Source organism: Streptomyces sp. NPDC031340 (assembly GCF_055569945.1).
Window position 1 is genome coordinate 26,393 of the sequence record NZ_JBVIIE010000014.1, and the last position, 23,511, is coordinate 49,903.

General features: G+C 73.3%; 22 protein-coding genes. 14 read left to right on the plus strand and 8 right to left on the minus strand.

The window, feature by feature from the left end; genetic code table 11:
* Positions 1 to 7 precede the first annotated feature (7 nt).
* A complete protein-coding gene (gene cofC / locus ACZ5GT_RS13070) occupies positions 8 to 646 on the minus strand; it encodes a 2-phospho-L-lactate guanylyltransferase (RefSeq protein WP_469020388.1) in 639 nt (212 codons plus the stop codon).
* Positions 647 to 987: 341 nt separating this feature from the next.
* Here cofC and ACZ5GT_RS13075 point away from each other — a divergent pair, with 341 nt between their 5' ends.
* The 3 genes from ACZ5GT_RS13075 (at position 988) to ACZ5GT_RS13085 (ending at position 4,084) form a co-directional block, all read left to right on the plus strand.
* Positions 988 to 1,767 carry a lysophospholipid acyltransferase family protein gene (locus tag ACZ5GT_RS13075; RefSeq protein ID WP_469020390.1) on the plus strand — a complete coding sequence of 260 codons (780 nt, stop codon included), beginning with the start codon at positions 988 to 990 and terminating at the stop codon, positions 1,765 to 1,767.
* Positions 1,764 to 2,774 (plus strand): NAD(P)H-dependent glycerol-3-phosphate dehydrogenase, encoded by a 1,011-nt coding sequence (locus ACZ5GT_RS13080; protein WP_469020393.1) that lies wholly within the window; start codon positions 1,764 to 1,766, stop codon positions 2,772 to 2,774. The genes ACZ5GT_RS13075 and ACZ5GT_RS13080 overlap by 4 nt, the downstream gene beginning before the upstream one ends.
* Before the next feature lie 152 nt (positions 2,775 to 2,926).
* Entirely contained in the window at positions 2,927 to 4,084 is a 1,158-nt protein-coding gene (locus ACZ5GT_RS13085) for a D-alanine--D-alanine ligase family protein (protein WP_469020396.1), read from the plus strand.
* A 416-nt stretch (positions 4,085 to 4,500) separates the two neighbouring features.
* On the opposite strand, the gene ACZ5GT_RS13090 is transcribed toward ACZ5GT_RS13085, so the two are convergent.
* Together ACZ5GT_RS13090 and ACZ5GT_RS13095 are read right to left on the minus strand one after the other, a co-directional pair.
* Positions 4,501 to 4,983, minus strand: coding sequence for a DUF3515 domain-containing protein (locus tag ACZ5GT_RS13090; protein WP_469020400.1), 483 nt, complete (start codon positions 4,981 to 4,983; stop codon positions 4,501 to 4,503).
* Between the two features lie 20 nt (positions 4,984 to 5,003).
* Entirely contained in the window at positions 5,004 to 5,237 is a 234-nt protein-coding gene (locus tag ACZ5GT_RS13095) for an Lrp/AsnC family transcriptional regulator (RefSeq protein WP_324788849.1), read from the minus strand.
* 206 nt (positions 5,238 to 5,443) lie between these two features.
* Here ACZ5GT_RS13095 and ACZ5GT_RS13100 point away from each other — a divergent pair, with 206 nt between their 5' ends.
* Complete coding sequence (locus ACZ5GT_RS13100) at positions 5,444 to 6,409, plus strand: thiamine-phosphate kinase (protein ID WP_469020403.1); 966 nt, start codon at positions 5,444 to 5,446, stop codon at positions 6,407 to 6,409.
* Positions 6,406 to 7,206 (plus strand): bifunctional hydroxymethylpyrimidine kinase/phosphomethylpyrimidine kinase, encoded by an 801-nt coding sequence (thiD, locus tag ACZ5GT_RS13105; protein WP_469020405.1) that lies wholly within the window; start codon positions 6,406 to 6,408, stop codon positions 7,204 to 7,206. Before ACZ5GT_RS13100 ends, thiD begins: the two co-directional genes overlap by 4 nt.
* 105 nt (positions 7,207 to 7,311) lie before the next feature.
* Here thiD and rpmB read toward each other — a convergent pair whose 3' ends face one another.
* Entirely contained in the window at positions 7,312 to 7,497 is a 186-nt protein-coding gene (gene rpmB / locus ACZ5GT_RS13110; protein ID WP_003993230.1) for a 50S ribosomal protein L28, read from the minus strand.
* Positions 7,498 to 7,763: 266 nt separating this feature from the next.
* Between rpmB and ACZ5GT_RS13115 the strand changes: the two genes are divergently transcribed.
* Complete coding sequence (locus tag ACZ5GT_RS13115) at positions 7,764 to 9,536, plus strand: DAK2 domain-containing protein (protein ID WP_469020803.1); 1,773 nt, start codon at positions 7,764 to 7,766, stop codon at positions 9,534 to 9,536.
* 618 nt (positions 9,537 to 10,154) lie between these two features.
* Here ACZ5GT_RS13115 and ACZ5GT_RS13120 read toward each other — a convergent pair.
* Positions 10,155 to 13,175: a tetratricopeptide repeat protein gene (locus ACZ5GT_RS13120; protein ID WP_469020408.1), complete on the minus strand. Its 3,021-nt coding sequence runs from the start codon at positions 13,173 to 13,175 to the stop codon at positions 10,155 to 10,157.
* Positions 13,172 to 15,022: an HSP90 family protein gene (locus ACZ5GT_RS13125; RefSeq protein WP_469020410.1), complete on the minus strand. Its 1,851-nt coding sequence runs from the start codon at positions 15,020 to 15,022 to the stop codon at positions 13,172 to 13,174. Before ACZ5GT_RS13125 ends, ACZ5GT_RS13120 begins: the two co-directional genes overlap by 4 nt.
* 164 nt (positions 15,023 to 15,186) lie before the next feature.
* On the opposite strand from ACZ5GT_RS13125, the gene recG reads away from it, so the two are divergent.
* The 8 genes from recG (at position 15,187) to mutM (ending at position 22,596) form a co-directional block, all read left to right on the plus strand.
* Positions 15,187 to 17,415 (plus strand): ATP-dependent DNA helicase RecG, encoded by a 2,229-nt coding sequence (gene recG, locus ACZ5GT_RS13130; RefSeq protein ID WP_469020413.1) that lies wholly within the window; start codon positions 15,187 to 15,189, stop codon positions 17,413 to 17,415.
* A 167-nt stretch (positions 17,416 to 17,582) separates the two neighbouring features.
* Complete coding sequence (rsmD, locus tag ACZ5GT_RS13135; protein WP_469020415.1) at positions 17,583 to 18,170, plus strand: 16S rRNA (guanine(966)-N(2))-methyltransferase RsmD; 588 nt, start codon at positions 17,583 to 17,585, stop codon at positions 18,168 to 18,170.
* Between the two features lie 26 nt (positions 18,171 to 18,196).
* Complete coding sequence (coaD, locus tag ACZ5GT_RS13140; protein ID WP_469020806.1) at positions 18,197 to 18,676, plus strand: pantetheine-phosphate adenylyltransferase; 480 nt, start codon at positions 18,197 to 18,199, stop codon at positions 18,674 to 18,676.
* A gap of 57 nt (positions 18,677 to 18,733) precedes the next feature.
* Complete coding sequence (locus ACZ5GT_RS13145; protein WP_469020808.1) at positions 18,734 to 19,795, plus strand: ATP synthase F0 subunit B; 1,062 nt, start codon at positions 18,734 to 18,736, stop codon at positions 19,793 to 19,795.
* A gap of 130 nt (positions 19,796 to 19,925) precedes the next feature.
* Complete coding sequence (locus tag ACZ5GT_RS13150) at positions 19,926 to 20,582, plus strand: YceD family protein (protein ID WP_469020418.1); 657 nt, start codon at positions 19,926 to 19,928, stop codon at positions 20,580 to 20,582.
* Between the two features lie 2 nt (positions 20,583 to 20,584).
* The gene (gene rpmF, locus ACZ5GT_RS13155; RefSeq protein ID WP_007493396.1) at positions 20,585 to 20,758 is read left to right on the plus strand and encodes a 50S ribosomal protein L32; all 174 of its coding nucleotides are present in this window, start codon (positions 20,585 to 20,587) and stop codon (positions 20,756 to 20,758) included.
* 7 nt (positions 20,759 to 20,765) lie between these two features.
* Complete coding sequence (gene rnc / locus ACZ5GT_RS13160; protein ID WP_469020420.1) at positions 20,766 to 21,635, plus strand: ribonuclease III; 870 nt, start codon at positions 20,766 to 20,768, stop codon at positions 21,633 to 21,635.
* A gap of 100 nt (positions 21,636 to 21,735) precedes the next feature.
* Entirely contained in the window at positions 21,736 to 22,596 is an 861-nt protein-coding gene (gene mutM, locus ACZ5GT_RS13165) for a bifunctional DNA-formamidopyrimidine glycosylase/DNA-(apurinic or apyrimidinic site) lyase (protein WP_469020424.1), read from the plus strand.
* Here mutM and ACZ5GT_RS13170 read toward each other — a convergent pair.
* Both ACZ5GT_RS13170 and ACZ5GT_RS13175 read right to left on the minus strand, forming a co-directional pair.
* A complete protein-coding gene (locus tag ACZ5GT_RS13170) occupies positions 22,569 to 22,970 on the minus strand; it encodes a winged helix-turn-helix transcriptional regulator (protein ID WP_469020426.1) in 402 nt (133 codons plus the stop codon). The genes mutM and ACZ5GT_RS13170 overlap by 28 nt on opposite strands.
* A gap of 89 nt (positions 22,971 to 23,059) precedes the next feature.
* Complete coding sequence (locus ACZ5GT_RS13175; protein ID WP_469020428.1) at positions 23,060 to 23,446, minus strand: hypothetical protein; 387 nt, start codon at positions 23,444 to 23,446, stop codon at positions 23,060 to 23,062.
* Positions 23,447 to 23,511: the final 65 nt, after the last annotated feature.

A 23,511-nucleotide genomic window follows, 5' to 3' on the forward strand; every position in this document is an offset into this window, starting at 1 on the left:
CGGCAGCCTACTGCCCCGGGATCAGCAGCTGTGCGGCCATCGCGGCCGTCCGCGGCCCGACGCCCAGGCTCAGGGCCGCCCGCAGATCCTCGCCGGTGTCCACGTCCTGACGCACCGAGTCGACCCCGTCGAGGGTGAGTTCCGCGGCGCCGGACGCGCGGTGCCGGGCCCGGGAATCGCCGCCGAATGCCGGGCGCAATTCCCGGCCGGGGGCGGCGGCCAGCACGGTCGTGCCGATCGCCGCCGCATCCGCGAGAAAAGCGCGGGGAAATTCCGCGGCCGCTTCCAGAACCCGGGACAATTCCGCGGGACGCAGGGCCGGCAGGTCGGCGTTCAGGGCCGCCACCGGGCCGCCGGGGCGCGCGGCGCGTGCCGCCGCCGCCGCGTGCGTCAGGGCCGGGTTCAGGCCGCCGCCGGGTTCCCCGGCGACGATCCGGGCGCCCAGCGCGGCCAGTTCACGGCCGGCCAGGGCGTCGTCCGTGACGACGGCCACATGCCCGACCGCCGGGCAGGCCAGCGCGGCGGCCACCGTGTCCTGGGCGAAGGCGAGGGCGAGGCCCGGGCGCAGTCCGTCGTCGGCGGTGTCCGAGAGCCTGCTCTTGGCACGTGCCAGAGGTTTCACGGGGATGACCAAGGTCCACTGCACGAGCGTTCCCTCCCTCCCTAGTCGCGGCAGTCGCGGCCATTGTCACTCAGCCGTCGCCTCGGCCGTCCGTCGGGCGGGGGTGGAGGGGCGGGAGGAGGAGGGGCGCGAAGGCAAGCTTCTTGGAAGGGTGGGGGTGGGAGACGGGTCGGAGGAGGAGGCGCGAAGCTCCTTGGAAGGGTGGGGGTGGGAGACGGGCCGGAGGAGGAGGCGCGAAGCTCCTTGGAAGGGTGGGGGTGGGAGACGGGCGGGCGTACGGTGTTCTCGACAGACCGGCGGCCTGGGGCGACACTTGTGCGGCCCCCAGGCCCCGACGTCCTTGATCCCTAGAGGAAGGTGTCCGCGTGCCCCGCCGCAGAATCGGCTTCTGGTACCGCTTCGCCGCGGTGCTCTGCAAACCGCCGCTGGTGGTTCTGATCAAGCGGGACTGGCGTGGAATGGAGCACATTCCGGCCGAGGGCGGATTTATCACCGTGGTGAACCACAATTCCCACGTGGATCCGGTCGCATACGCGCACTTTCAGTACAACACCGGACGGGTCCCCCGATTTCTCGCTAAGAGCGGCCTTTTCCGGAAGGGATTCGTCGGTGCCGCGATGCGCGGCACCGGGCAGATCCCCGTCTACCGTGAGAGCACGGACGCCCTGAGCGCCTTCCGGGCGGCCATCGACGCCGTGGAACGCGGCGAGTGTGTCGCCTTCTACCCCGAGGGCACCCTCACCCGCGACCCGGACGGCTGGCCGATGACCGGCAAGACCGGCGCCGCCCGCGTCGCCCTGCAGACCAAGTGCCCGGTGATTCCGGTCGCCCAGTGGGGCGCCAACGAGCTGCTGCCGCCGTACGCGAGGAAGCCGGACCTCTTTCCGCGCAAGACCCACCACGTGCTCGCCGGCCCGCCCGTGGACCTCTCGCGCTTCTACGACCAGGAGATGACTCCCGAGCTGCTGAAGGAGGCGACCGAGACCATCATGGCCGCCATCACCCGCCAGCTGGAGGAGATCCGCGGCGCGAAGGCGCCCGCGACGCCCTACGACCCGCGTCATGAGCGGATCGAGCAGCGCCGCAGGACCGAGGCACAGACCGGCCGGGCGCGGACCGGCCGGGAAAGGGACGGCAGCAAGTGAGCGAGCCTGTCAAGGCGGCGGTCTTCGGCGCCGGTTCGTGGGGCACGGCGTTCGGCACGGTACTGGCCGACGCGGGCTGCCGGGTCAGCCTGTGGGCGCGCCGCGCGGAGGTCGCCGAGGCGATCAACTCCGGCCGCACGAACCCCGACTACCTGCCCGGCGTGGAGCTCCCGGAGAACCTGCGGGCCACCACCGACCCCGCCGAGGCCGCCGCGGGCGCCGACTTCACGGTCCTGTCGGTGCCCTCCCAGACGCTGCGCGCCAACCTCGCCGAGTGGGTGCCGCTGCTGGCCCCGGGCACGGTCCTGGTCTCGCTGATGAAGGGCGTCGAACTCGGTTCCGCCATGCGGATGAGCGAGGTGATCGAGGACGTCGCCAAGGTCGGCGCGGACCGGATCGCCGTGGTCACCGGGCCCAACCTGGCCCGGGAGATCGCATCCCGGATGCCGGCCGCCTCCGTGGTCGCGTGCACCGACGAGGCCGTCGCCCGACGGCTGCAGGCCGCCTGCCACACGCCGTACTTCCGGCCGTACACCAACACCGACGTGGTCGGCTGCGAACTGGGCGGCGCGGTCAAGAACGTCATCGGTCTCGCGGTCGGCATCGCGGACGGCATGGGCCTCGGCGACAACGCCAAGGGCTCCCTCATCACGCGCGGACTCGCCGAGACCACCCGGCTCGGGGTCGCGCTGGGCGCCGATCCGCTGACCTTCTCCGGACTGGCCGGCCTGGGCGACCTGGTGGCGACCTGCTCCTCGCCGCTGTCCCGCAACCACACCTTCGGCACCAACCTCGGCAAGGGCATGACCCTGCAGGAGACCATCGCGGTCACCAAGCAGACCGCCGAGGGCGTCAAGTCCTGCGAGTCCGTGCTGGATCTGGCACGCCGGCACGGTGTCGACATGCCCATCACCGAGACGGTCGTCGCCATCGTGCACGAGGGCAAGTCCCCGGTGGTCGCCGTCAAGGAGCTGATGTCGCGCAGCGCGAAGCCGGAACGACGCTGAGCGACGCACCACCCGCTCCGGGGCGTCCGCCACGCGGGCGCCCCGCCCGGTGTACCGGTGCCGATGCCGCTGCCGGTACGCCGACGCGCCCTCCGGCTCACCGGGGGCGCACGCTGTCTCCGGGCACCACCACCGGGTACGCTCATCGCGATATGAGCACCCAGAACCTTCCCCAGAGCCCTGAGCAGCCGCCTCGCAAGCCGCGCGTGGCCGTCGTGTTCGGGGGGCGCAGCTCCGAACACGGGATCTCCACGGTCACCGCCGGCGCCGTCCTGAGGGCCATCGACCGGACGAAGTACGACGTCCTGCCGATCGGCATCACCCGGGAAGGCCGCTGGGTGCTCACCGCCGACGAACCGGACCGCATGGCGATCACCGACCGCCGTACGCCGGAGGTCGGGGAGCTGGCCGAGCCCGGCGAGGGCGGTGTGGTGCTCCCCGTCGACCCCGCCAACCGCGAAGTCGTCTACAGCGAGCCCGGGTCGGTGCCCAAGGCACTCGGCGAGGTCGACGTCGTCTTCCCCGTGCTGCACGGCCCGTACGGCGAGGACGGCACCCTGCAGGGACTGCTGGACCTGGCCGGTGTGCCGTACGTGGGCTCGGGCGTGCTCTCCTCGGCCGTCGGCCAGGACAAGGAGTACATGAAGCGGGTGTTCGCCTCCTTCGGGCTCAAGGTCGGCCCGTACGTGGTGATCCGGCCGCGCGAGTGGCAGCGGGACGAGCCGGCCGCCCGCAAGCGGATCGTCGACTTCGCCGGCGAGCACGGCTGGCCGCTGTTCGTGAAGCCCGCGCGCGCGGGCTCGTCCATCGGCATCACCAAGGTCGACGACCTCTCGGGCCTGGACGAGGCGATCGCGGAGGCCCAGCGGCACGACCCGAAGATCCTCGTGGAGGCCGCCGTGCGCGGCCGCGAGATCGAGTGCGGCGTCCTGGAGTTCGAGGACGGCCCGCGCGCCTCGGTGCCCGCGGAGATCCCGCCGCCGGACGCGCACGCCTACTACGATTTCGAGGCCAAGTACATCGACTCCACCCCGGGCATCGTGCCGGCGCCGCTGACGCCGGAGCAGACCGCCGAGGTGCGGTCGCTCGCCGTGGAGGCGTTCGAGGCGGCCTCCTGCGAGGGGCTGGTGCGCGCGGACTTCTTCCTCACCGAGGACGGGGAGTTCGTGATCAACGAGATCAACACGATGCCCGGCTTCACGCCCATCTCGATGTACCCGCAGATGTGGCAGGCGACCGGGATCGGCTACCCGGAACTGGTGGACCGGCTCCTCCAGGCGGCCCTGCGCAGGCCCACGGGCCTCCGCTGAGCCGCCGTCCCGCGCGACCCGGCCTGCGCTGAGCCGCCGGCCTGGGTGAGCCGTGCTTGCGCTGAGCCGCCGGTCCGCGCGACCCGGCCTGCGCTGAGCCGCCGGCCTGGGTGAGCCGTGCTTGCGCTGAGCCGCCGGTCCGCGCGAGCCGGCCTGCGCTGAGCCGCCGGTCTGGGTGAGCCGTGCTTGCGCTGAGCCGCCGGTCTGGGTGAGCCGTCCCGCGCCGAGCGGGGCGGGCGCTGAGTCGGCCCGCGCTGAGTTGCTGGCCTGCGCGAGCCTGCCTGCGCTGAGCCGCCGGTCTGGGTGAGCTGTCCCGCGCCGAGCCGAGCGGGCGTGGGTCCGGCCCGCGTTGAGCAGGCCGGGCGCTGCGTCTGCCCCGCGCCGAGTCGGCCGGTGGCGCGTCAGGCGGCGGTGAGTCAGTCGGCGATCCCCTCGGGGATCGCCTTCTTGACGGCCGGCGCCAGGTCCACCAGCGGCGCCAGGCCGTTGCCGGTGCGCGCCTTCGGGATCGTCACCTCCACGTACACCACGCGCAGCGTCGTGGTGAAACGGAACGAGCCGTCGTCCCGTTTCTGCAGCAGCCAGCCCACCCCGTTCGCCTCCACGCCGTCGGCCTCCGGATCGCTCATCTCCGCGGGCCGCGGCACACCGCACCGCAGTATGATCGCCGGGTTCCCCCAGCCCGCGGTCAGCGCGGACGCGGGCTCGGGATCCCGGCGGCTCTGGCCGTCCACCTTCGCGGGCAGCGCCTCGTCCAGGTGCCGGCACAGTTTCGCGGCCTTCGGGGAGGGGCTGGGAACCGCCGCCGTCGCATGCTCGTCTGCCGAGGAGCAGCCGGCGACGGCGATCAGCAGGGCGAACGCGGGCAGGCCGATGAGCCGGTGACGGAAGAACTTCACCGGCCAAGGGTAGACGGGGGCTACAGATGCACGACCGGGCAGGTCAGGGTGCGCGTGATGCCGTCCACTTGCTGGACCTTGGCGACCACCATGCGACCGAGGTCGTCCACGGTGTCGGACTGGGCGCGCACGATCACGTCGTACGGTCCGGTCACGTCCTCGGCCTGGATGACTCCAGGAAGCTTGCTGATCGTCTCGGCGACGGTCGACGCCTTGCCGACCTCCGTCTGGATCAGAATGTACGCCTGTACCACGGAACCTCCAGGGCGGCCACGAGGATCATGTGGGGAAAAGGAACGCCACCGTATCGCGTCGCCGCGTGCCACGGGGAGACCCGCGGTAGCCGGGGCCTGCGCGCCGCGGGGCGGGCACGACGGAAGCCGACGGCCACCTCGACCGTATCGGGGACACTGATGACGCGCGACCGGGCACGGCACGGGACGGAAGGGGAGCAAGGGAAATGAAGGGCACTGTTGGTGAGCTCGGGGAGTTCGGGCTCATCAGGGAGCTCACCTCCCGTCTCACCACCACCCCGGCGGTCCGGGTCGGCCCCGGCGACGACGCCGCGGTCGTCGCCGCGCCCGACCGGCGGGTGGTGGCCAGCACCGACATCCTCCTGGAGGGACGGCACTTCCGCCGCGACTGGTCCACCGCTTACGACGTCGGACGCAAGGCGGCCGCGCAGAACCTCGCGGACATCGCCGCCATGGGCGCCGTGCCGACCGCGCTGCTGCTCGGCCTGGTCGTGCCGGCCGAGCTGCCGGTGACCTGGCCGAGCGAGCTGATGGACGGCCTGCGCGACGAGTGCCAGGTCGCGGGCGCGTCCGTGGTCGGCGGCGACGTCGTACGCGGCGACACGATCATGGTGTCGATCACCGCGCTCGGCGACCTGCGCAACCAGGAGCCCGTCACCCGGGGCGGCGCGCAGCCCGGCGACCGGGTCGCGGTCACCGGCTGGCTGGGTTGGTCCGCGGCCGGGCACGCGGTACTCTCCCGCGGCTTCCGCTCCCCGCGGGCGTTCGTGGAGGCGCACCGGCGCCCCGAGCCGCCCTACCACGCCGGTCCGGCCGCCGCGGCGCTCGGCGCTACGGCGATGTGCGACGTCAGCGACGGGCTGATCGCCGACCTCGGGCACATCGCCGAGGCCAGCAAGGTCCGCATCGACATCCGCTCCGGCGCCATAGACATCCCGTCCCAGATGAACGACATCGGGCAGGCCGTCGGCGTCGACCCCATGCAGTGGGTGCTGACCGGGGGAGAGGACCACGCGATCGTGGCGACCTTCCCGCCGGACGTGAAGCTGCCCGCCCGCTGGAAGGTGATCGGCGAGGTGCTGAACCCCTCCGCGCTGCCCCAGGTGACGGTCGACGGAGCGCCGTGGACCAGCAAGGGCGGCTGGGACCACTTCGGGGACATCGAGACGTGATCCCGCGCGTGCTGACGGTGGCGGGCTCCGACTCCGGCGGCGGGGCCGGGATCCAGGCCGACCTGAAGACCATGCTGGCGCTCGGGGTGCACGGGATGAGCGTCGTCACGGCGGTCACCGCGCAGAACTCCCTGGGCGTGCAGGGCGCCTGGGAGCTGCCGGTGGAGGCGGTGCGGGCCCAGTACCGCAGCGTGGTCGACGACATCGGCGTGCAGGCCGTGAAGACCGGGATGCTGGCCTCGGCCGAACTCGTCGAGGCGGTCGCGGAGTTGCTCGCCCGGACGGACGCACCCACGGTCGTGGACCCGGTGGGGATCTCCAAGCACGGGGACGAGCTGCTCGCGGCCTCCGCGCTGGACTCCGTACGCACGAGGCTGCTTCCGGTCGCGACCGTCGCGACGCCGAACCTGGACGAGGTGGCCCGGCTGACCGGCGTACGCGTCGAGGCGGAGGGGGATCTGCGGCGGGCCGCGGCGGCCGTCCTGGCGTACGGTCCGGCGTGGGTGCTGATCAAGGGCGGTCACCTGCCCGGCGACGCCGTGGACCTGCTCACCGACGGCTCCGTGGAGCACTGGCTGCGCGCGCCCCGGCACGACAACCGGCACACGCACGGCACCGGCTGCACCCTCGCCTCGGCGATCGCCGCGCAGCTGGCGAAGGGGCGGTCCGTCCCGGAGGCGGTGACGGCCGCCAAGGAGTACGTCACCGGGGCGATCGCGGCCGGCTTCGCCCTCGGCGCCGGTATCGGGCCCGTGGACCACGGCTGGGCCTTCAGGACGGATACTCCCGCGGCCTGACCCCGGTCCGATCCGCTTCCGGGCACAGCAAGAAGCCGGCCCACCTGGTGGTGGACCGGCTCCGTGCAGCGAACCAGCGGTGGCCGCGCGCTCAACAGCAGAGCGTCAGCGCGAGACCTTGCCGGCCTTGATGCACGAGGTGCAAGCGTTCACGCGCTTCGGCGTCCCGCCCACCACGGTACGCACACGCTGGATGTTCGGGTTCCAGCGGCGGGACGTACGGCGGTGCGAGTGCGAGATGTTGTTGCCGAAGCCCGGCCCCTTGCCGCAGACGTCGCAGTTGGCAGCCACGGGTCACTCCAAAGACTTCAGATGCACTTACGGTTGATCCCGGCATGCCGGGATCAAGATCAAGGATCAGAGATCTGGATGGCGTTGCCAGGGGAATGGCCCGATCAGGATCGGGCAACCGGAGCAGCATACAACGACCGCGCCGGTGCAACGAAACTACCATGGCTGCTCAGACCCCCGCTCCCGGCCCCCGCCCGGCCCGCCGCCGGGTCCGCACCGGCCCGGGGTCTACGCTGCCTGCAGTCCAGCAGCTCAAGGAGGCGCAGGTGGCGCACGTGCCGCAGACATTCTTCGATGCTCTCGCGGTGCGCACCTGGTGCGGCCTCGCGCTGGAGGCGCTCGGACGCGCGCGCGAGGAGATCGACGCGATCAACGTCTTCCCCGTCGCCGACGGGGACACCGGCACGAACCTCTACCTGACCGTGGAGTCCGCCGTCGCGGCGGTCGAGGCGGTGTTCGCGGCCCACGAGGCCGGCTCCCCGGCGCCGGGCAGAACCGACGGGCCCCTGCTGGCCGAGGCGGTGCACGCGATGGCGCACGGCGCGCTGATCGGCGCGCAGGGCAACTCGGGGACGATCCTCGCGCAGTTGCTGCGCGGCATGGCCCAGGTCCTCGCCGCCGACGGTGAGATGCCGCACACCGACGGGCCCGGTCTGCGGCGCGCCCTGCACAACGCCGCCGAGTCCGCCCGCCGGGCCGTCGAGCACCCCGTCGAGGGCACGGTCCTGTCGGTCGCCGCCGCCGCCGCGGAGGCGGCCGTCGCGGCGGACGGGGACTGCGGGGCGGTCGCGCGGGCCGCTTACGAGGGCGCGCGGGGGGCCCTCGCCGCGACGCCCGGGCAGCTGGGGGTGCTGGGCCGCGCCGGGGTGGTCGACGCCGGCGGCCGGGGGCTGGTGGCGGTGCTGGCCGCGCTGGTGGAGACGTTCACGGGGGAGACGCCGGGGGCGGTGCCGGTGCGGGTCGCCCCGGTCCACGCGCGCGTCACGGACGCGGACGCGGGTGCGTGGGGCGGGCACGGAGGGGGCGCGCCGGACCGCGCGACCGTCCTCGCCGACGGCGAGTGCGTCGGTGGTGATTGCGTCGGCGGCGAATGCGCCGACGGTCCGGATGACGACGGCCCCGCCTTCGAGGTGATCTACCTCCTGGAGGCCGGGGACACGGCCGTGGCGCGGCTGCGCGAACGCCTCGACGGTCTCGGGGACTCCCTGGTCGTGGTCGGCGGCGACGGGCTGTGGAACGTCCACGTGCACGTGGACGACGCGGGTGCCGCCGTGGAGGCGGGCATCGAGGCCGGACGGCCGTACCGGATCCGGATCACCCACTTCGGGGCCGGCGACGTGCACGCGCGCGCCGGTGAGCGCCTGCCGCAGGAGCCCGCCCAGCGCGCGGTGGTGGCCGTCGTGCCCGGTGAGGGACTGGCCGGCCTGTACGCCGAGGCCGGCGCGACCAGTGTGCTCGCGCGCCCGGGGGAGCCGCCCGCCAGCGGGGAGCTGGTGGACGCCGTACGGCGGGCCCACGCGCGCGAGGTCGTGCTGCTGCCCAACGACGCCGAGCTGCGCCACACCGCGGCCGCGGCGGCCGAGCAGGCGCGCGCCGAGGGCGTCCGGGTGGCCCTGATCCCGACGCGCTCCCCGGTCCAGGGCATCGCGGCGCTGGCCGTGCACGAGCCCGGGCGCCGCTTCGACGAGGACGTCGTGTCGATGACCTCGGCGGCGGGCGCGACCCGGTACGCCGAGGTGGCCGTCGCCGAACGCGAGTCCTGGACCACGGCCGGCATCTGCCAGGCCGGCGACGTGCTCGGCCTGATCGAGGGCGACGTGGCCGTGATCGGTTCCGACGTCACCGCCGTCGCCGAGACGGTACTCGACCGCATGCTCGCGGCCGGCGGCGAACTCGTCACGCTCGTCCTCGGCGACGAGGCGCCCGAGTCCATCGCCGACCACCTCGAAGCACGGGTGCGTGAGTCGTACCTCGCCGTCGACACGGTCGTCCACCACGGCGGACGCCAGGGCGCCCCACTGCTCATCGGCGTCGAGTAACACACCCCGGCACCCTGCACCCCGCAGCCCTGCGCACTTGCCTCCTCGGACCCCGCTGCCCTGCGCCCCGCCTCCTCAGGCTCCGCAGCCCAGTGTCCTGCCGCCTCACGGCGCACAGCCCAGCCGGTCGCCGCTCCCGGACGCACCGCAGCCCCGCGCCACGTCGGCCTGCGTCCCGCCGCCCTGCGTCACGCCGGCCTGAGCCTCGCTTGCCCTGCGGACGCAGCCTTGCGGGGCGGCTCAGCAGGTCTGCTGCTCCCGGATGCCGCGCAGCCCTGCGTCACCCCGGGCTGCGTCCCGGCACCTATTGTCGGCAGCCTTGTGCCCCGCGCCGCCTCGCGTCCCGCCGCCCTGCGCGCCGCAGTGCTGCGCCCTGCCGCCTTGGGTCCCGCAGCCCCGCGTCACGCCGGCCTGAGCCTCGCTGCTCCGCGGACGCAGCCCTGCGGGGTCGCTCGCCCGGTTTGCCGCTCCCGGACGCCACGCCGCCCTGCGCCACGTCGGCCTGCGCCACGCCGCCCCGCGTCACGCCGCCCCGCGTCACGCCGCCCTGCGCCCCCGCTGCCCGGCCGCCTGCCGCCTCGGGATCGCAGCCCGGCGTCCGCAGCCTTGCGGGGCTGTTCAGCCGGCTTGCTGCTCCCGTACGGCTCGCAGTAGCTGCTCCGCCTCCGCCCGGCGCCCCGCGACCGTCCCGTCGGTCTCGCCTGGCTCGCCTGGCTCGCCGGTCTCGTCGGGCTCGTCCGTCGCCTCCGTCTCGTCGTGGCCGTCGTAGGCCGCCAGGACCGCATGCGCGCGTGCCGCCGCCCGATCGGGCCGGCCGAGGTCGGACTCCAGCCACCCGGCGGCAAGTTCGGCGCCGGTGCGGCTGTGCAGGGCGTCGGTGCCGAGGGAGGCGAACACCGCGGCCGCCTCGGAGACCTGGGCCAGGGCTGCCTCCAGCGTGGCCCGGATGGCGTCGTCGTCGGCGTCCTCGGCGGCGGAACGGGCCAGCAGCTCGCCGAACTGGCGGTGCGTGTGGCCGAGTTCGGCGAGCAGTTGCGGCCGTGCCGGCTCGTCGGGCGGGCCGCCGTCCAGCGCCGCCCGGCACTCCCGGACCGCGTCCGCCATCAACTCCCGCGCCGCCTCGGCCCCGTCGTCCGTCCGCAGGGCGAGCCACGCGCGGGCGCGCAGGGAGCGCACCAGGCCGTGGACGTCGCCGAGGGAGCGCCACAGCTCGCCCGCGCGCACGTAGGCCCGGTCGGCCTCGGCGGGCAGCCCCGCGTGGCCGAGGGACTCGGCGGCGAGGTGGGCGAGCGTGGCGTGGTCGTGCTGCTCCGGCCAGTGCCGGGCGATCTCGGCCGCCCGCAGCCGCCGTTCCGCGGACGCGCGGTGCTCGCCGAGCTCGCTCAGGCAGTCGCCGAGCCACCACAGCGTCTGCACGACCGCGCCGTCGCCGTGTGTCCGGGCATCCAGGTCGGGCAGCGCGGACTCCAACACCTCCGCAGCCTCCGCCCACCGGCCCTGGCGCAGCAGCAGACCGCCGAGCTGGTGCCGGGCCCAGGCGCCCAGCGCGGGCCCGTCGTCGGCCTCGTCGGCCCAGTGGGCGGCCTCCAGGGCGTGCGCGGCGGCCTCCTCGGCCAGGTCCCGCCCACCGAGCACCTCGGCGAGCTGGAGATGCAACTGCGCCCGTCCGACCGCCTCCAGGTACGGTCCGCCGTGCTCCAGGGCCGCCCGCAGCGCCCGTTCCGTCTCCGCGACGTCGCCCAGGTGGTGCGCCAGCCCGGCCAGCCGCGCCTCGTACTCCACCGCGAACCACGGCAGCCCCACGTCGACGAACTGCGCGGCGGCCCGCCGGAACAGCTCGGCCGCCTCCGCCAGGTCCCCCGCGCGGGCCGCCAGGTCCGCCAGCATCGCCCGCGCCTCGGCCGCCCGCGAGGCGAGCCGTACGTCGTCCCCGGCGTGCCCGTCGACGAGGGTGAGCACCTCGCGCACCGCGGCACCGGCCCCGGCGGCGATCTCCTCCGCGACGACTCCGTCCCCGGCGGCCTCGCCCGCCTCCTGCACCCGCCGCATCCATATCCGGGCCCGCCCCATCAGCACGGACGCCGTCTGCCGCAGGCCGGTGGCCCCGTCGGCGTACAGCACCAGGACCCGGTCGCAGGGCTCGGCGACCGCGGCGAGGGCCTCCTCGACCCGGCCCGCCAGGGCGCGTACGTAGGCCGCGCGCGTGCGTGCCGCCAGCGCTTCCCCGGGGTCGCCCGCCTCCGCGTACAGCCCGGCGGCCCGCTCGAACAGCTCGGCGCCCTCCGGGCCCAGGCCCATCGCCTCGTGGTCGACGACCTCCGCGCGGGCGCGGGCGTCCAGTCCGGCGCCCCCGGCGCCCCCGGCGGCCTCCGCGGCCCGCGCGACCGCCGCCCACGCCTCGACGGCGTTCGGCCGCAGCCCCTCCGACAGCCGCCGCGCCTCGGCCAGCAGGGCGTTCAGGCCGGGCTCGCTCGCGGGTCCGGCGGCCGGCGCCGCCGCCGAGGGGGGCGGCGCGGAGACCGGGCGGACGGTGCGCACACCCAGCGGCAGCCGTTCCACCAGCGGCTCCTGCGCCATGCGCGCGCGTGCCCGCTCACTGACGTACGGGGTGCCGTTGCGCTCGTCGAACCGCGCCGCCAGGGCGAGGGCCTCCGCGCGCGCATGTGCGCCCAGTTCCCGCGCCGTCCACGCCCGGCCCGCCGGACCCGGCACCCGCTCCTCGCCCAGCCCCCGCCGCTGAAGCCGGTCCATGAGCAGCGCCACGACCGTCATGAAGTCCAGCTTGCTGCGCGGATGCCCGGTGTCCGTGAAGTACGCCGGCCGCTCCGCGAGCAGTTCCAGGCCGCGCGCCTCGTTGCCGGTCAGCGCGCAGAACTCCACATGGTCCGCGTACGCGCCCCGCATGCTCTCCATGGACCGCACCAGCCTGAAGCCCCGCAGGTGGTTGGCGCGTGCCTCGTCGGGCCGGTCCAGCCGCAGCAGCGGCACCAGCGAGGACGCCAGCACCGTGTGCGGCTCGTGCGCGCAGGTGAACTCGCCCTCCAGGACCGGCCGCCACAGCAGCAGCGCCTCCGCGTCCCGGCCCCGCTCCGCCTGCCACCAGCCCTGCCCGTGCAGCTCGCACGCGTGGCAGTCGGCCATGCTGTCCCGGTCCGCAGCCAGCCACGCGGCGTACGCCCGCTCCGCCCGCGCCACGTCACCGACATGCGCGGCCACGCTCAACTCGGCGCTGCGCACCGCCCGTTCCGAGTGGCCCGCGAGCCGGTAACGGTGCTCCATCTCGGCGAGCCACTTCTCGATCGAGGCGAGCGGGATGTGCGGCTGGTCGAGCATGCCGGCCGACATCCACTTGAAGACCCAGTGCAGCGAGTGCGTCTCGTACTCGTCGAAGTCCTCCGGACGCTCGTCCCACATGCGCAGCAGGCGCGCGAAGGGGACGAACATCTTGTCCTTCTCGGAGCTGTAGTTGTAGACCTTCAGCTGGTGCCCGAGCGCCTCGATCACGGCCAGCGGGACGTCCAGCTTCTCGGCCTCGACGAGCAGCTGCTCCGCGCGCGCGTTGCGGGCCGGCCCCTCCGGCTGGTCGGAGTTGTCCGCCATCGCCCGGCGGAGGGAGTCGATGTCAGTGATGCCGCTCACCGGTGACCGTCCTCGCCGTGCGTGGCCCACTCCAGCAGGCCGATGAACGCCCTGTTCAGCAGCGCCGAGTCGGCCGGCCGCAGCGGGCGCTGGGACATCAGCAGGGCCTGCCCGTACAGGGACTCCGTCGCGGTGCCGATCAGCTCCGGATCGCCCAGCGAACTGATCCGGCGCACCAGCGGGTTGAGATGGTTGAGCACCAGACGCGCGCGGGGGGCGCTGCCGCGCAGCGAGCCGAGGATGCCGGCCCACAGGTCGTCGGCCTGCTCCTCCGCCTCGGCGCGGGCCTGTTCGTGACGGGCCGCGCGGTCGTCGAGGTGGAGGGCGGGGACGGACAGCGGGTGGAAGGCGCGGAGAACGATGTCACACCCCACCGGGTCCAGCCTGGCCCGCGCCGCCGCCAGGAACCCGGCCAGCGCCAGCTCCTCCGCCGGGTCCACGGCGTCCAGGTGCGCGGTCACCGTGTCCGCGTCCAGCTCGGCCACCACCGTCCCCGGCCGCACCGACGGCAGCGCCTCGACCAGCTCGCTGTCGTACGTGTAACCGCCGTTGATCACTCCGACGCCCTGCGCGGACGCGATCGGCGCGACCTGCCGGTACTCCTCGACGGTGCGGGTGAAGTGCACCACCGGGTGGCGTTGCGCGAACTCCTCCAGCGACAGCCGCCCGTCCGTCGTCTCGAAGGGCAGCCACGGCAGCATCGTGCGCAGCATCTCCTTGTCGTGCCGCGCGAGCGACTTCACGCCCAGGTGGTGCACGTTCAGGAAGGCCGCCAGCCGCTCCGGGTCGCCGGCCGCGAGCCCCGTCAGCCACGACCGGATCCGCTCGCCGAGCGCCTCCCGCACGGCCGCCAGCGTCTCGTCCTCGTAGAGCGACTCGCGGGAGGCCGTCGGCCGCAGGCTGTCCGTGTCCAGGACGCAGCGCACGAAGAACGCCCAGTCCGGCAGCAGCTGTTCGGCCCGCTCGGTCAGCAGCATGCCCTTGAGGTGGACACGGTGCGTCGCCCGCTGGGCGGGGCTGACGGCGGACGGCAGGACGTAGGCCACACCGCGGATCCCGGCGAGCGGCACGTCCAGCCCGATCGAGTCCAGCGGGGTGAAGCCGAACAGCTCGTGACAGTGGCGCGCCAGGGCCACCCGCCGCGCGGCGGGGGAGGGGTGGGGGCGGTCCCAGGGCGCGGGCAGGTCGGTGACCGCCTCGTCGCCGACCCGGACGTCGTAGGGCAGCAGGGAGCCGAAGTGGCGCGCGAGCGTGCGCACCCGCTCCGGCGACAGCCACTCCGCGGCCCCCGCCCGGGCCACCAGGTGCACGGTGGTGCCCGGTTCGGGCCGCGCCTGGAGGGGCAGCGTCCGCACGGTGTACGAGCCGTCGTCGCTCGCCGTCCACTCCACGGGAGCCGCGTCCGGCGTCCGGGCGCTGCGGCTGACCACCCGGATCCGCTCGGCGACCACGAAGCAGGCCAGCAGGCCGATGCCGAACTGCCCGAGGAAGTCCGAGCGGGCCTCCTGGATGCCGTCGGCGCGCTTGGAGCTGCGGCCGATGGTGGCCAGCAGGTCGTGCACGTCCGACTCGGTCAGCCCGACGCCGGTGTCCTCGATCCGCAGGGCGGCGACGCCGTCGGCGGAATCCGCGTGGAGCCGCACCCGCGCGGGGGCGCCGGGCTGTTCCGCGCGCCGGGCCGTGATGGCGTCCACGGCGTTCTGCAGCAGCTCCCTCAGGTAGACCTTGGGGCTCGAGTAGAGGTGATGGGACAGCAGATCCACCAGGCCGCGAAGGTCGACCTGGAACATGTGAGGTGGGTGGGGTGGGTGGGACGGCTGGGATGACTGTGAGGTCTGGGAGTCCATCGTCGCTGCGCCGGTGGGGGGACGGGGGAGGCGCGGGGTCGGGCGGTCCCTGGTGGGGCGGTGACCGCGGGATGGCCGGAGGCGCGTCATCCTAGGGCCCGACCGAACCGCCTGACCAGGCGTTCCCCGGTACGGATACGGCAATGTCAGTGCGGTGGTGTGCAATGGATCCCGTGCCCGCACTGCAAGGACCACTGCAACAGCCGCTGAAGTCGGTGCTCGGCCCCGCCACCGCGAAGGTGATGGCCGAGCACCTCGCCCTGCACACCGTCGGCGACCTCCTCCACCACTACCCGCGCAGATACGAGGAGCGTGGCCAGCTCACCCACCTCGCCGACCTCCCCATGGACGAGCACGTCACGGTGGTCGCGATGGTCGCCGACGCCCGCCTGCACACCTTCGCCTCCTCCAGGGCCCCCCGGGGCAAGGGCCAGCGCCTCGAGGTCACGATCACGGACGGCAGCGGCAGGCTCCAGCTGGTCTTCTTCGGCAACGGCGTGCACAAGCCCCACAAGGAACTCCTGCCGGGCACCCGCGCGATGTTCTCCGGCAAGGTCTCCGTCTTCAACCGCCGCCTCCAACTGGCGCACCCCGCCTACGAGTTGCTGCGCGGTGCGGAGGACGACCCGGGGGAGACCGCCGAGACCTGGGCGGGCGCCCTGATCCCCATCTACCCCGCCACCGCCAAGCTGGAGTCCTGGAAGATCGGCAAGGCGATCCAGACGGTGCTGCCCACCGCGCAGGAGGCGGTCGACCCCCTGCCGCCCTCCCTGCGCGACGGCCGCGGCCTGGTCCCCCTGCCCGAGGCCCTGCTGAAGATCCACCGCCCGCACACCAAGGCCGACGTCGCCGACGCCCGCGCCCGCCTGAAGTGGGACGAGGCCTTCGTCCTCCAGGTGGCCCTGGCCCGTCGCCGCCACGCCGACAGCCTGCTCCCCGCGGTGCCCCGCAGACCGTCCCCGGACGGCCTCCTCACGGCCTTCGACGCCCGCCTCCCCTTCACCCTCACCGAGGGCCAGCGCAAGGTCTCCGAGGAGATCTTCGCCGACCTCGCGACCGAGCACCCGATGCACCGGCTGCTGCAGGGCGAGGTCGGTTCGGGAAAGACCCTGGTCGCCCTGCGCGCCATGCTCGCCGTCGTCGACGCCGGCGGTCAGGCCGCGATGCTCGCGCCCACCGAGGTGCTCGCCCAGCAGCACCACCGGTCCGTGGTGGAGATGATGGGGGAGCTGGCCGAGGGGGGCATGCTCGGCGGGGCGGAGCACGCCACCAAGGTGGTCCTGCTCACCGGCTCCACCGGCGCGGCCGCCCGGCGGCAGGCGCTGCTCGACCTCGTCACCGGCGAGGCCGGCCTGGTCATCGGCACGCACGCGCTGATCGAGGACAAGGTGCAGTTCCACGATCTCGGGCTGGTCGTGGTCGACGAGCAGCACCGCTTCGGCGTCGAACAGCGCGACGCCCTGCGCGGGAAGGGCAAGCAGCCGCCGCACCTGCTCGTCATGACCGCCACGCCCATCCCGCGCACCGTCGCCATGACCGTCTTCGGTGACCTGGAGACCTCCGTCCTCGACCAGCTCCCGGCCGGCCGCTCGCCCATCGCCAGCCATGTCGTCCCGGCCGCCGACAAGCCGCACTTCCTCGCCCGCGCCTGGGAGCGGGTGCGCGAGGAGGTCGCGGCCGGCCACCAGGCGTACGTCGTCTGCCCGCGCATCGGCGACGAGGACGACGAGGGCGGGGACGCGAAGAAGCGGAAGTCCCCGGAGGACGAGGCCGAGAAGCGGCCCCCGCTCGCCGTCCTCGACGTGGCCGCCCAGCTGGCGAAGGGCCCGCTCCAGGGGCTCCGCATCGAGGTCCTGTACGGCCGCATGGCGCCGGACGACAAGGACGCCGTCATGCGCCGCTTCGCCGCCGGCGACGCCGACGTCCTGGTCGCCACCACCGTCATCGAGGTCGGCGTCAACGTCCCGAACGCCACCGCCATGGTGATCATGGACGCCGACCGCTTCGGCGTCTCCCAGCTCCACCAGCTGCGCGGCCGCGTCGGCCGGGGCTCCGCGGCCGGCCTGTGCCTGCTGGTCACCGAGATGCCCGAGGCCGCCCCGGCGCGGCAGCGCCTGAACGCGGTCGCCGCCACCCTCGACGGCTTCGAGCTGTCCCGCATCGACCTCGAACAGCGCCGCGAGGGCGACGTCCTCGGCCAGGCCCAGTCCGGCGCCCGCACCAGCCTGCGCATGCTCACGGTCATCGAGGACGAGGAGATCATCGCCGAGGCGAGACAGGAGGCGACCGCCGTGGTGGCGGCCGACCCGGAGCTGACCGGCCTGCCGGGCCTGCGCACCGCCCTGGACGCCCTGCTGGACGAGGAGCGGGAGCAGTACCTGGAGAAGGGGTGAGAAGGGGACGAGACCGGCCGCGAAGGGGCGTGGGCACCGTCTTGCCTCCGGCTGCAAGACTGGACCCGTGGCCGGCGGACCGACCCGTCCGATGACCCGTCTCACCACCCACCCGCCCGCCATCAGATGAACCATCCGATGACCCACCCGACGAACGAGGACCCGCGATGACCCGCGTGATCGCCGGCGCGGCCGGTGGACGCCGCCTGGCCGTCCCTCCCGGCACCGGCACCCGCCCCACCTCCGACCGCGCGCGCGAGGGCCTGTTCTCCACCTGGCAGTCCCTGCTCGGCGGCCCCCTCGACGGCGAGCGGGTCCTCGACCTGTACGCCGGCTCGGGCGCCGTCGGCCTGGAGGCGCTCTCCCGGGGCGCGGGCCACGTCCTCCTCGTCGAGGCCGACGCCCGCGCGGCCCGCGTCGTGCGGGAGAACGTCGGGCGCCTCGGCCTGGCGGGCGCCGAGGTCAGGGCGGGCCGCGCCGAACAGGTCGTCCAGTCGCCGGCGCCGGCGCAGCCGTACGACATCGTCTTCCTCGATCCGCCCTACGCCGTCCCGGACGACGATCTTCGGGAGATTCTGCTCACACTCCGCTCGCAGGGCTGGCTCGCGGCGCGGGCCCTCGTCACCGTGGAGCGCAGCACCAGAGGCGGCGAGTTCAGGTGGCCGGACGGCTTCTCCGCGATCCGGGCCCGTCGCTACGGCGAGGGAACGTTTTGGTACGGTCGCGCCGCCTCTACGTGCGAAGACGCACGATGACCGGACCGGAGAGCGAGGGATCACAAGTGCGCCGCGCCGTATGTCCCGGGTCGTTCGACCCGATCACCAACGGACACCTCGACATCATCTCCCGCGCCTCCCGCCTCTACGACGAGGTGTACGTCGCGGTGATGATCAACAAGTCCAAGAAGGGCCTGTTCGAGATCGACGAGCGGATCGACCTGATCCGCCAGGTCACCGCCGAGTACGGCAACGTGATCGTGGAGGCCTTCCACGGCCTCCTCGTCGACTACTGCAAGGAACGCGACATCCCGGCCATCGTCAAGGGCCTGCGCGCGGTCAGCGACTTCGACTACGAGCTGCAGATGGCCCAGATGAACAACGGGCTCTCCGGCGTGGAGACCCTGTTCGTGCCGACCAACCCCACCTACAGCTTCCTGTCCTCCTCGCTCGTCAAGGAGGTGGCGACCTGGGGCGGCGACGTGTCCCACCTGGTGCCGCCGGTGGTCCTGGAGGCCCTGAACGGGCGCTTGCGCCGGGGCTGATGGGGCTACAGTCGTCCCGTCCGTCTCCAACACTGGCAGGAAGTGGCGAGCAACACGGTGGACGTGCAGAAGAAGCTCGACGAGATCGTCGCCGCGGTCTCCGGCGCCCGGTCCATGCCCATGTCGGCCTCGTGCGTGGTCAACCGCGCCGAACTGCTCGCGATGCTGGACGAGGTGCGCCAGGCCCTGCCCGGCTCCCTGGCGCAGGCGCAGGAGCTGATCGGCGACCGTGAGCAGATGGTGGAGCAGGCCCGCCAGGAAGCCGAGCGGATCATCGGGCAGGCGCACGCCGAGCGCGGCTCCCTGGTCTCCGACACCGAGATCGCCCGCCGCTCCCAGGCCGAGGCGGACCGCATCCTCGCCGAGGCCCGCCAGGAGGCCGAGGAGATCCGCGCCGAGGCCGACGACTACGTCGACTCCAAGCTCGCCAACTTCGAGGTCGTCCTCACCAAGACCCTCGGCTCGGTCGGCCGCGGCCGCCAGAAGCTGCTCGGCACCGGCCCCGGCCTGGACGAGCAGGGGTACGTGGACCCGGAGGAAGACGACGCCCCGGAACGCAGCCACGACCCGGAGACCCTGCGCCGCGACGCCGACGCGTACGTGGACACCAAGCTGGGCGCCTTCGAGGCGGTCCTCGCCAAGACCCTGGAGGCCGTCGGCCGCGGCCGCCAGAAGCTGCACGGCCGCATCGCCACCGACGACCTCGGCGCCCTCGCCGACGACCAGGGCACCGTGCAGCACTCCAGCGACGCCGACTACCTGGCCGACCTGGCCGCCCTGGCGGAGCAGGACGCCCAGGCGGCGGCCGGCCGCTCCCAGCAGTACGACCAGCAGCCGGCATACGGGTACCAGCAGCAGGACGCCTACGCCGGCTACCAGCAGCAGTACGGCGGCCAGCAGGACCCGTACGGCTACCAGCAGGCCGACCCGTATGCCGCCTTCCAGGGCTACGACGCCCAGCAGCCCGCCTACGACCCGAACCAGGCCCCGCAGGCCCCCCAGCCCCAGCAGGCCTCGCAGGCCCAGGCGGGATACGCCCTCGACGAGACCAGCCTGTTCGACACCAGCATGATCACTCCCGAGCAGCTGCGGGCGTACGAACAGGGCCGCGGGCAGTGAGAAACCGGCCGATTGGGCCGTAGCCGAAAGGTCCAGTATCCTGGCTGTTCGGTCGCGCGTACATCCGCGATCAACGCTGCCCGCACACCGAAGGGCGGCGTCCCTCCGAGTTCACGGATCGAAAGCAGGAATGGCCTCCAACGCCCGCCTCGACCACCGCAACCCTCTCGTGTTCGACACGCACGAGCTGGGCCGGCGGCCTGGCGCGCTGCAGCGCCTGACCCGCACGGTCGACGCTCCCAGGGACCTGGGTATCCAGGGTGTCATCGGAGTGCCGGAAGGCGCCCCGGTGGAACTCGAACTCCGGCTCGAGTCGGTCATGGAAGGGGTGCTCGTCACAGGCACCGCCCGTGCACAGGCCGAGGGGGAGTGCGTAAGGTGTCTGGAGCCGCTTCAGCTCGATGTGGAAGCGGACTTCCAGGAGATGTTCTCGTACCCTGACGCCGACGACCGGGGCCGCACGCACCACGCGGAACCCGGCGACGACGCCGAGGACGACGAGGACAGGCTCTTCATCGAGGACGGCCTGTTCGACCTCGAGTCAGTGCTGCGTGATGCGGTGGTGCTCGCACTGCCGATGCAGCCGGTGTGCCAGGAAGACTGCCCGGGACTGTGCGCCGAATGCGGAGCACGCCTCGCGGACGACCCGGACCACCACCATGACGCCGTCGACATCCGTTGGGCGGCACTGCAGGGACTCGCCGACACCATGACGGACGGCGAGAAGGACGAGATGAGCGGCGACGCGACTCGATCAGCGCGCGTCGACGAGAAGCAGGAGAAGTAGCCGTGGCTGTTCCGAAGCGGAAGATGTCGCGCAGCAACACGCGCCACCGCCGGTCGCAGTGGAAGGCTGCGGTCCCCACCCTGGTTGCGTGCGAGCGCTGCCACGAGCCCAAGCTGCAGCACATCGCGTGCCCGTCTTGCGGCACCTACAACAAGCGCCAGGTCCTCGAGGTCTGAGCGGCTGGTGAGAGGCACCGTGTCCACTGCCAAGAAGGCGGATGACGCCAAGGCGGACCCATCCGCCAAGAAGAAGGCGGACAACACAGCCTCGTCCCACACGCTTCTGGAAGGGCGGCTCGGCTACCAGGTCGAGTCCGCCCTTCTGGTGCGAGCGCTGACCCACCGTTCCTACGCATACGAGAACGGCGGTCTGCCGACCAACGAGCGACTGGAGTTCCTCGGGGACTCCGTACTCGGCCTCGTGGTCACGGACACGCTGTACAACACCCACCCCGACCTGCCCGAAGGCCAGCTGGCCAAGTTGCGGGCCGCGGTGGTCAACTCGCGTGCGCTGGCGGAAGTCGGCCGCGGTCTCGACCTTGGCTCCTTCATCCGGCTCGGCCGCGGTGAGGAAGGCACGGGAGGCCGGGACAAGGCGTCCATCCTCGCCGACACCCTGGAAGCGGTGATCGGCGCGGTCTATCTCGACCAGGGCCTCGACGCGGCCTCCGAACTGGTGCACCGCCTGTTCGACCCGCTGATCGAGAAGTCCTCCAACCTCGGAGCCGGCCTGGACTGGAAGACGTCCTTGCAGGAGCTCACCGCGACCGAGGGGCTCGGCGTTCCCGAGTACCTGGTCACGGAGACCGGCCCCGACCACGAGAAGACCTTCACCGCTGCCGCCCGCGTCGGAGGCGTCTCGTACGGCACCGGCACCGGCCGCAGCAAGAAGGAGGCGGAGCAGCAGGCCGCCGAGTCCGCCTGGCGGTCCATCCGGGCCGCGGCGGACCAGCGCGCCGCGGCGGCGGCCGAGACGGTGGCCGAGCAGGCCGTCGAGGAAGCCGCCGGGGAGGCCGCCGGGGACGGGGAGAGCCCGTCGTCGGTCTCCGCCTGACCCGCACCACAGCGAACAGCACATCCCGAGCGCCCGTTCCCGTCCCGGGACGGGCGCTCGGCTCGTACACCGGTCTGCCGGTCTGCCCACGGGGGATCCCATGCCCGAGTTGCCCGAGGTCGAGGTCGTCCGGCGCGGCCTGGAACGGTGGGTCGCCCACCGGGTCGTCGCCGACGCCGAGGTACTGCACCCGCGCGCTGTGCGCCGTCACGTGGCCGGCGCCGACGACTTCACGCACCGCCTCAAGGGCCACCGCGTCGGCGTGCCCAGCCGCCGCGGCAAGTACCTGTGGCTGCCCCTGGAGGACACCCGCCAGGCGGTGCTGGCGCACCTCGGCATGAGCGGCCAGCTGCTGGTCCAGCCGCACGAGGCGCCGGACGAGAAGCACCTCCGGGTACGGGTCCGCTTCGCCGACGGCCTGGACACCGAACTCCGCTTCGTCGACCAGCGCACCTTCGGCGGCCTTTCGCTGCACGACACCGACGACGACGGCCTGCCCGACGTCATCGCGCACATCGCCCGCGACCCCCTGGACCCGCTGTTCGACGACGAGGCCTTCCACCGGGCCCTGCGCCACAAGCGGACCACGATCAAACGGGCCCTGCTCGACCAGTCGCTGATCAGCGGGGTCGGCAACATCTACGCGGACGAGGCCCTGTGGCGCGCCCGCATCCACTTCGAACGCCCCACCGCGGCCTTCACCCGCCCGCGCACCGCCGAACTCCTCGGCCACATCCGGGACGTGATGAACGAGGCACTGGCGGTCGGCGGCACCAGCTTCGACAGCCTCTACGTCAACGTCAACGGCGAGTCGGGCTACTTCGACCGCTCGCTCGACGCGTACGGCCGCGAGGGGCTGCCCTGCAGGCGCTGCGGCACTCCGATGCGCCGCCGCCCCTGGATGAACCGGTCCAGCTACTTCTGCCCGCGCTGTCAGCGGGCGCCGCGCGTCTCGTCGTAGCGCCGGCGGGCCTCGAGCACCTCGTCCATGCGGCCCTCCACGAAGTGGATCAGCCCCAGCAGGCGCTCGGCGACCTCCCGGCCGAGCGGGGTGAGTTCGTAGTCCACCCGGGGCGGGTTCGTCGGCTGGGCCTCGCGGTGCACCAGGCCGTCGCGCTCCAGCGCGTGCAGCGTCTGGGACAGCATCTTCTCGCTCACCCCGTCGACCCTGCGGCGCAGCGCGTTGAAGCGCAGCGAACCGTCGTGCAGCGCGCCGAGGATGAGCCCGCCCCAACGGCCCGTGACGTGCTCCAGCGTGCCGCGCGACGGGCAGGCCCTGGCGAACACGTCGTACGGGAGGTCCCGCGCCGGCACGCGCTCCTCGGTGCTGTCCATGACGCCAGCGTACTCGCCCGCAGCGCTGCCCGACGGCTTGCGCTGCGCAGGAGACAGCGCCCTCCGGCCGTCCGGGCCGGGGAGTCCGTTCAGTCCGCCGATATGGGGCAGTCTTCGGCGGGAACGCCGGTGAGCTCGCACGCGGCGGCGTCCTCCTCGCCCTGGGGCGGGTGTTGCCGCAGATAGGCCGCTGTCGCACGGGTCCCGGCGTCGAAGCATGCCGGGTTCTGCTCCACGATCATGCTGAGGATCTTGACCTGCGCCGATTCCATGTTCGGATTGACGGAATTGAGGTATTTCTCGTCGTGGGCTTCCCGCTGCTTCTGCTTCCGCAACTGGCCGGCCCGTCCGGTGAACTCCTTGTCGGCCTGAGCGCAAGCGGTGGAGCGGTCGGACGCGCCGTCGTGCCGGGTCGCCCCGAGGGCGTACCCGGCTGCGGCGACGGCGATTGCTCCCGCGCTGACCAGCGCGATCATCGAACCCTTCATGGCCGGGAATCGTATCGGCACACGTGGGCCCCGGCGGACCGCGGACGGTCCGC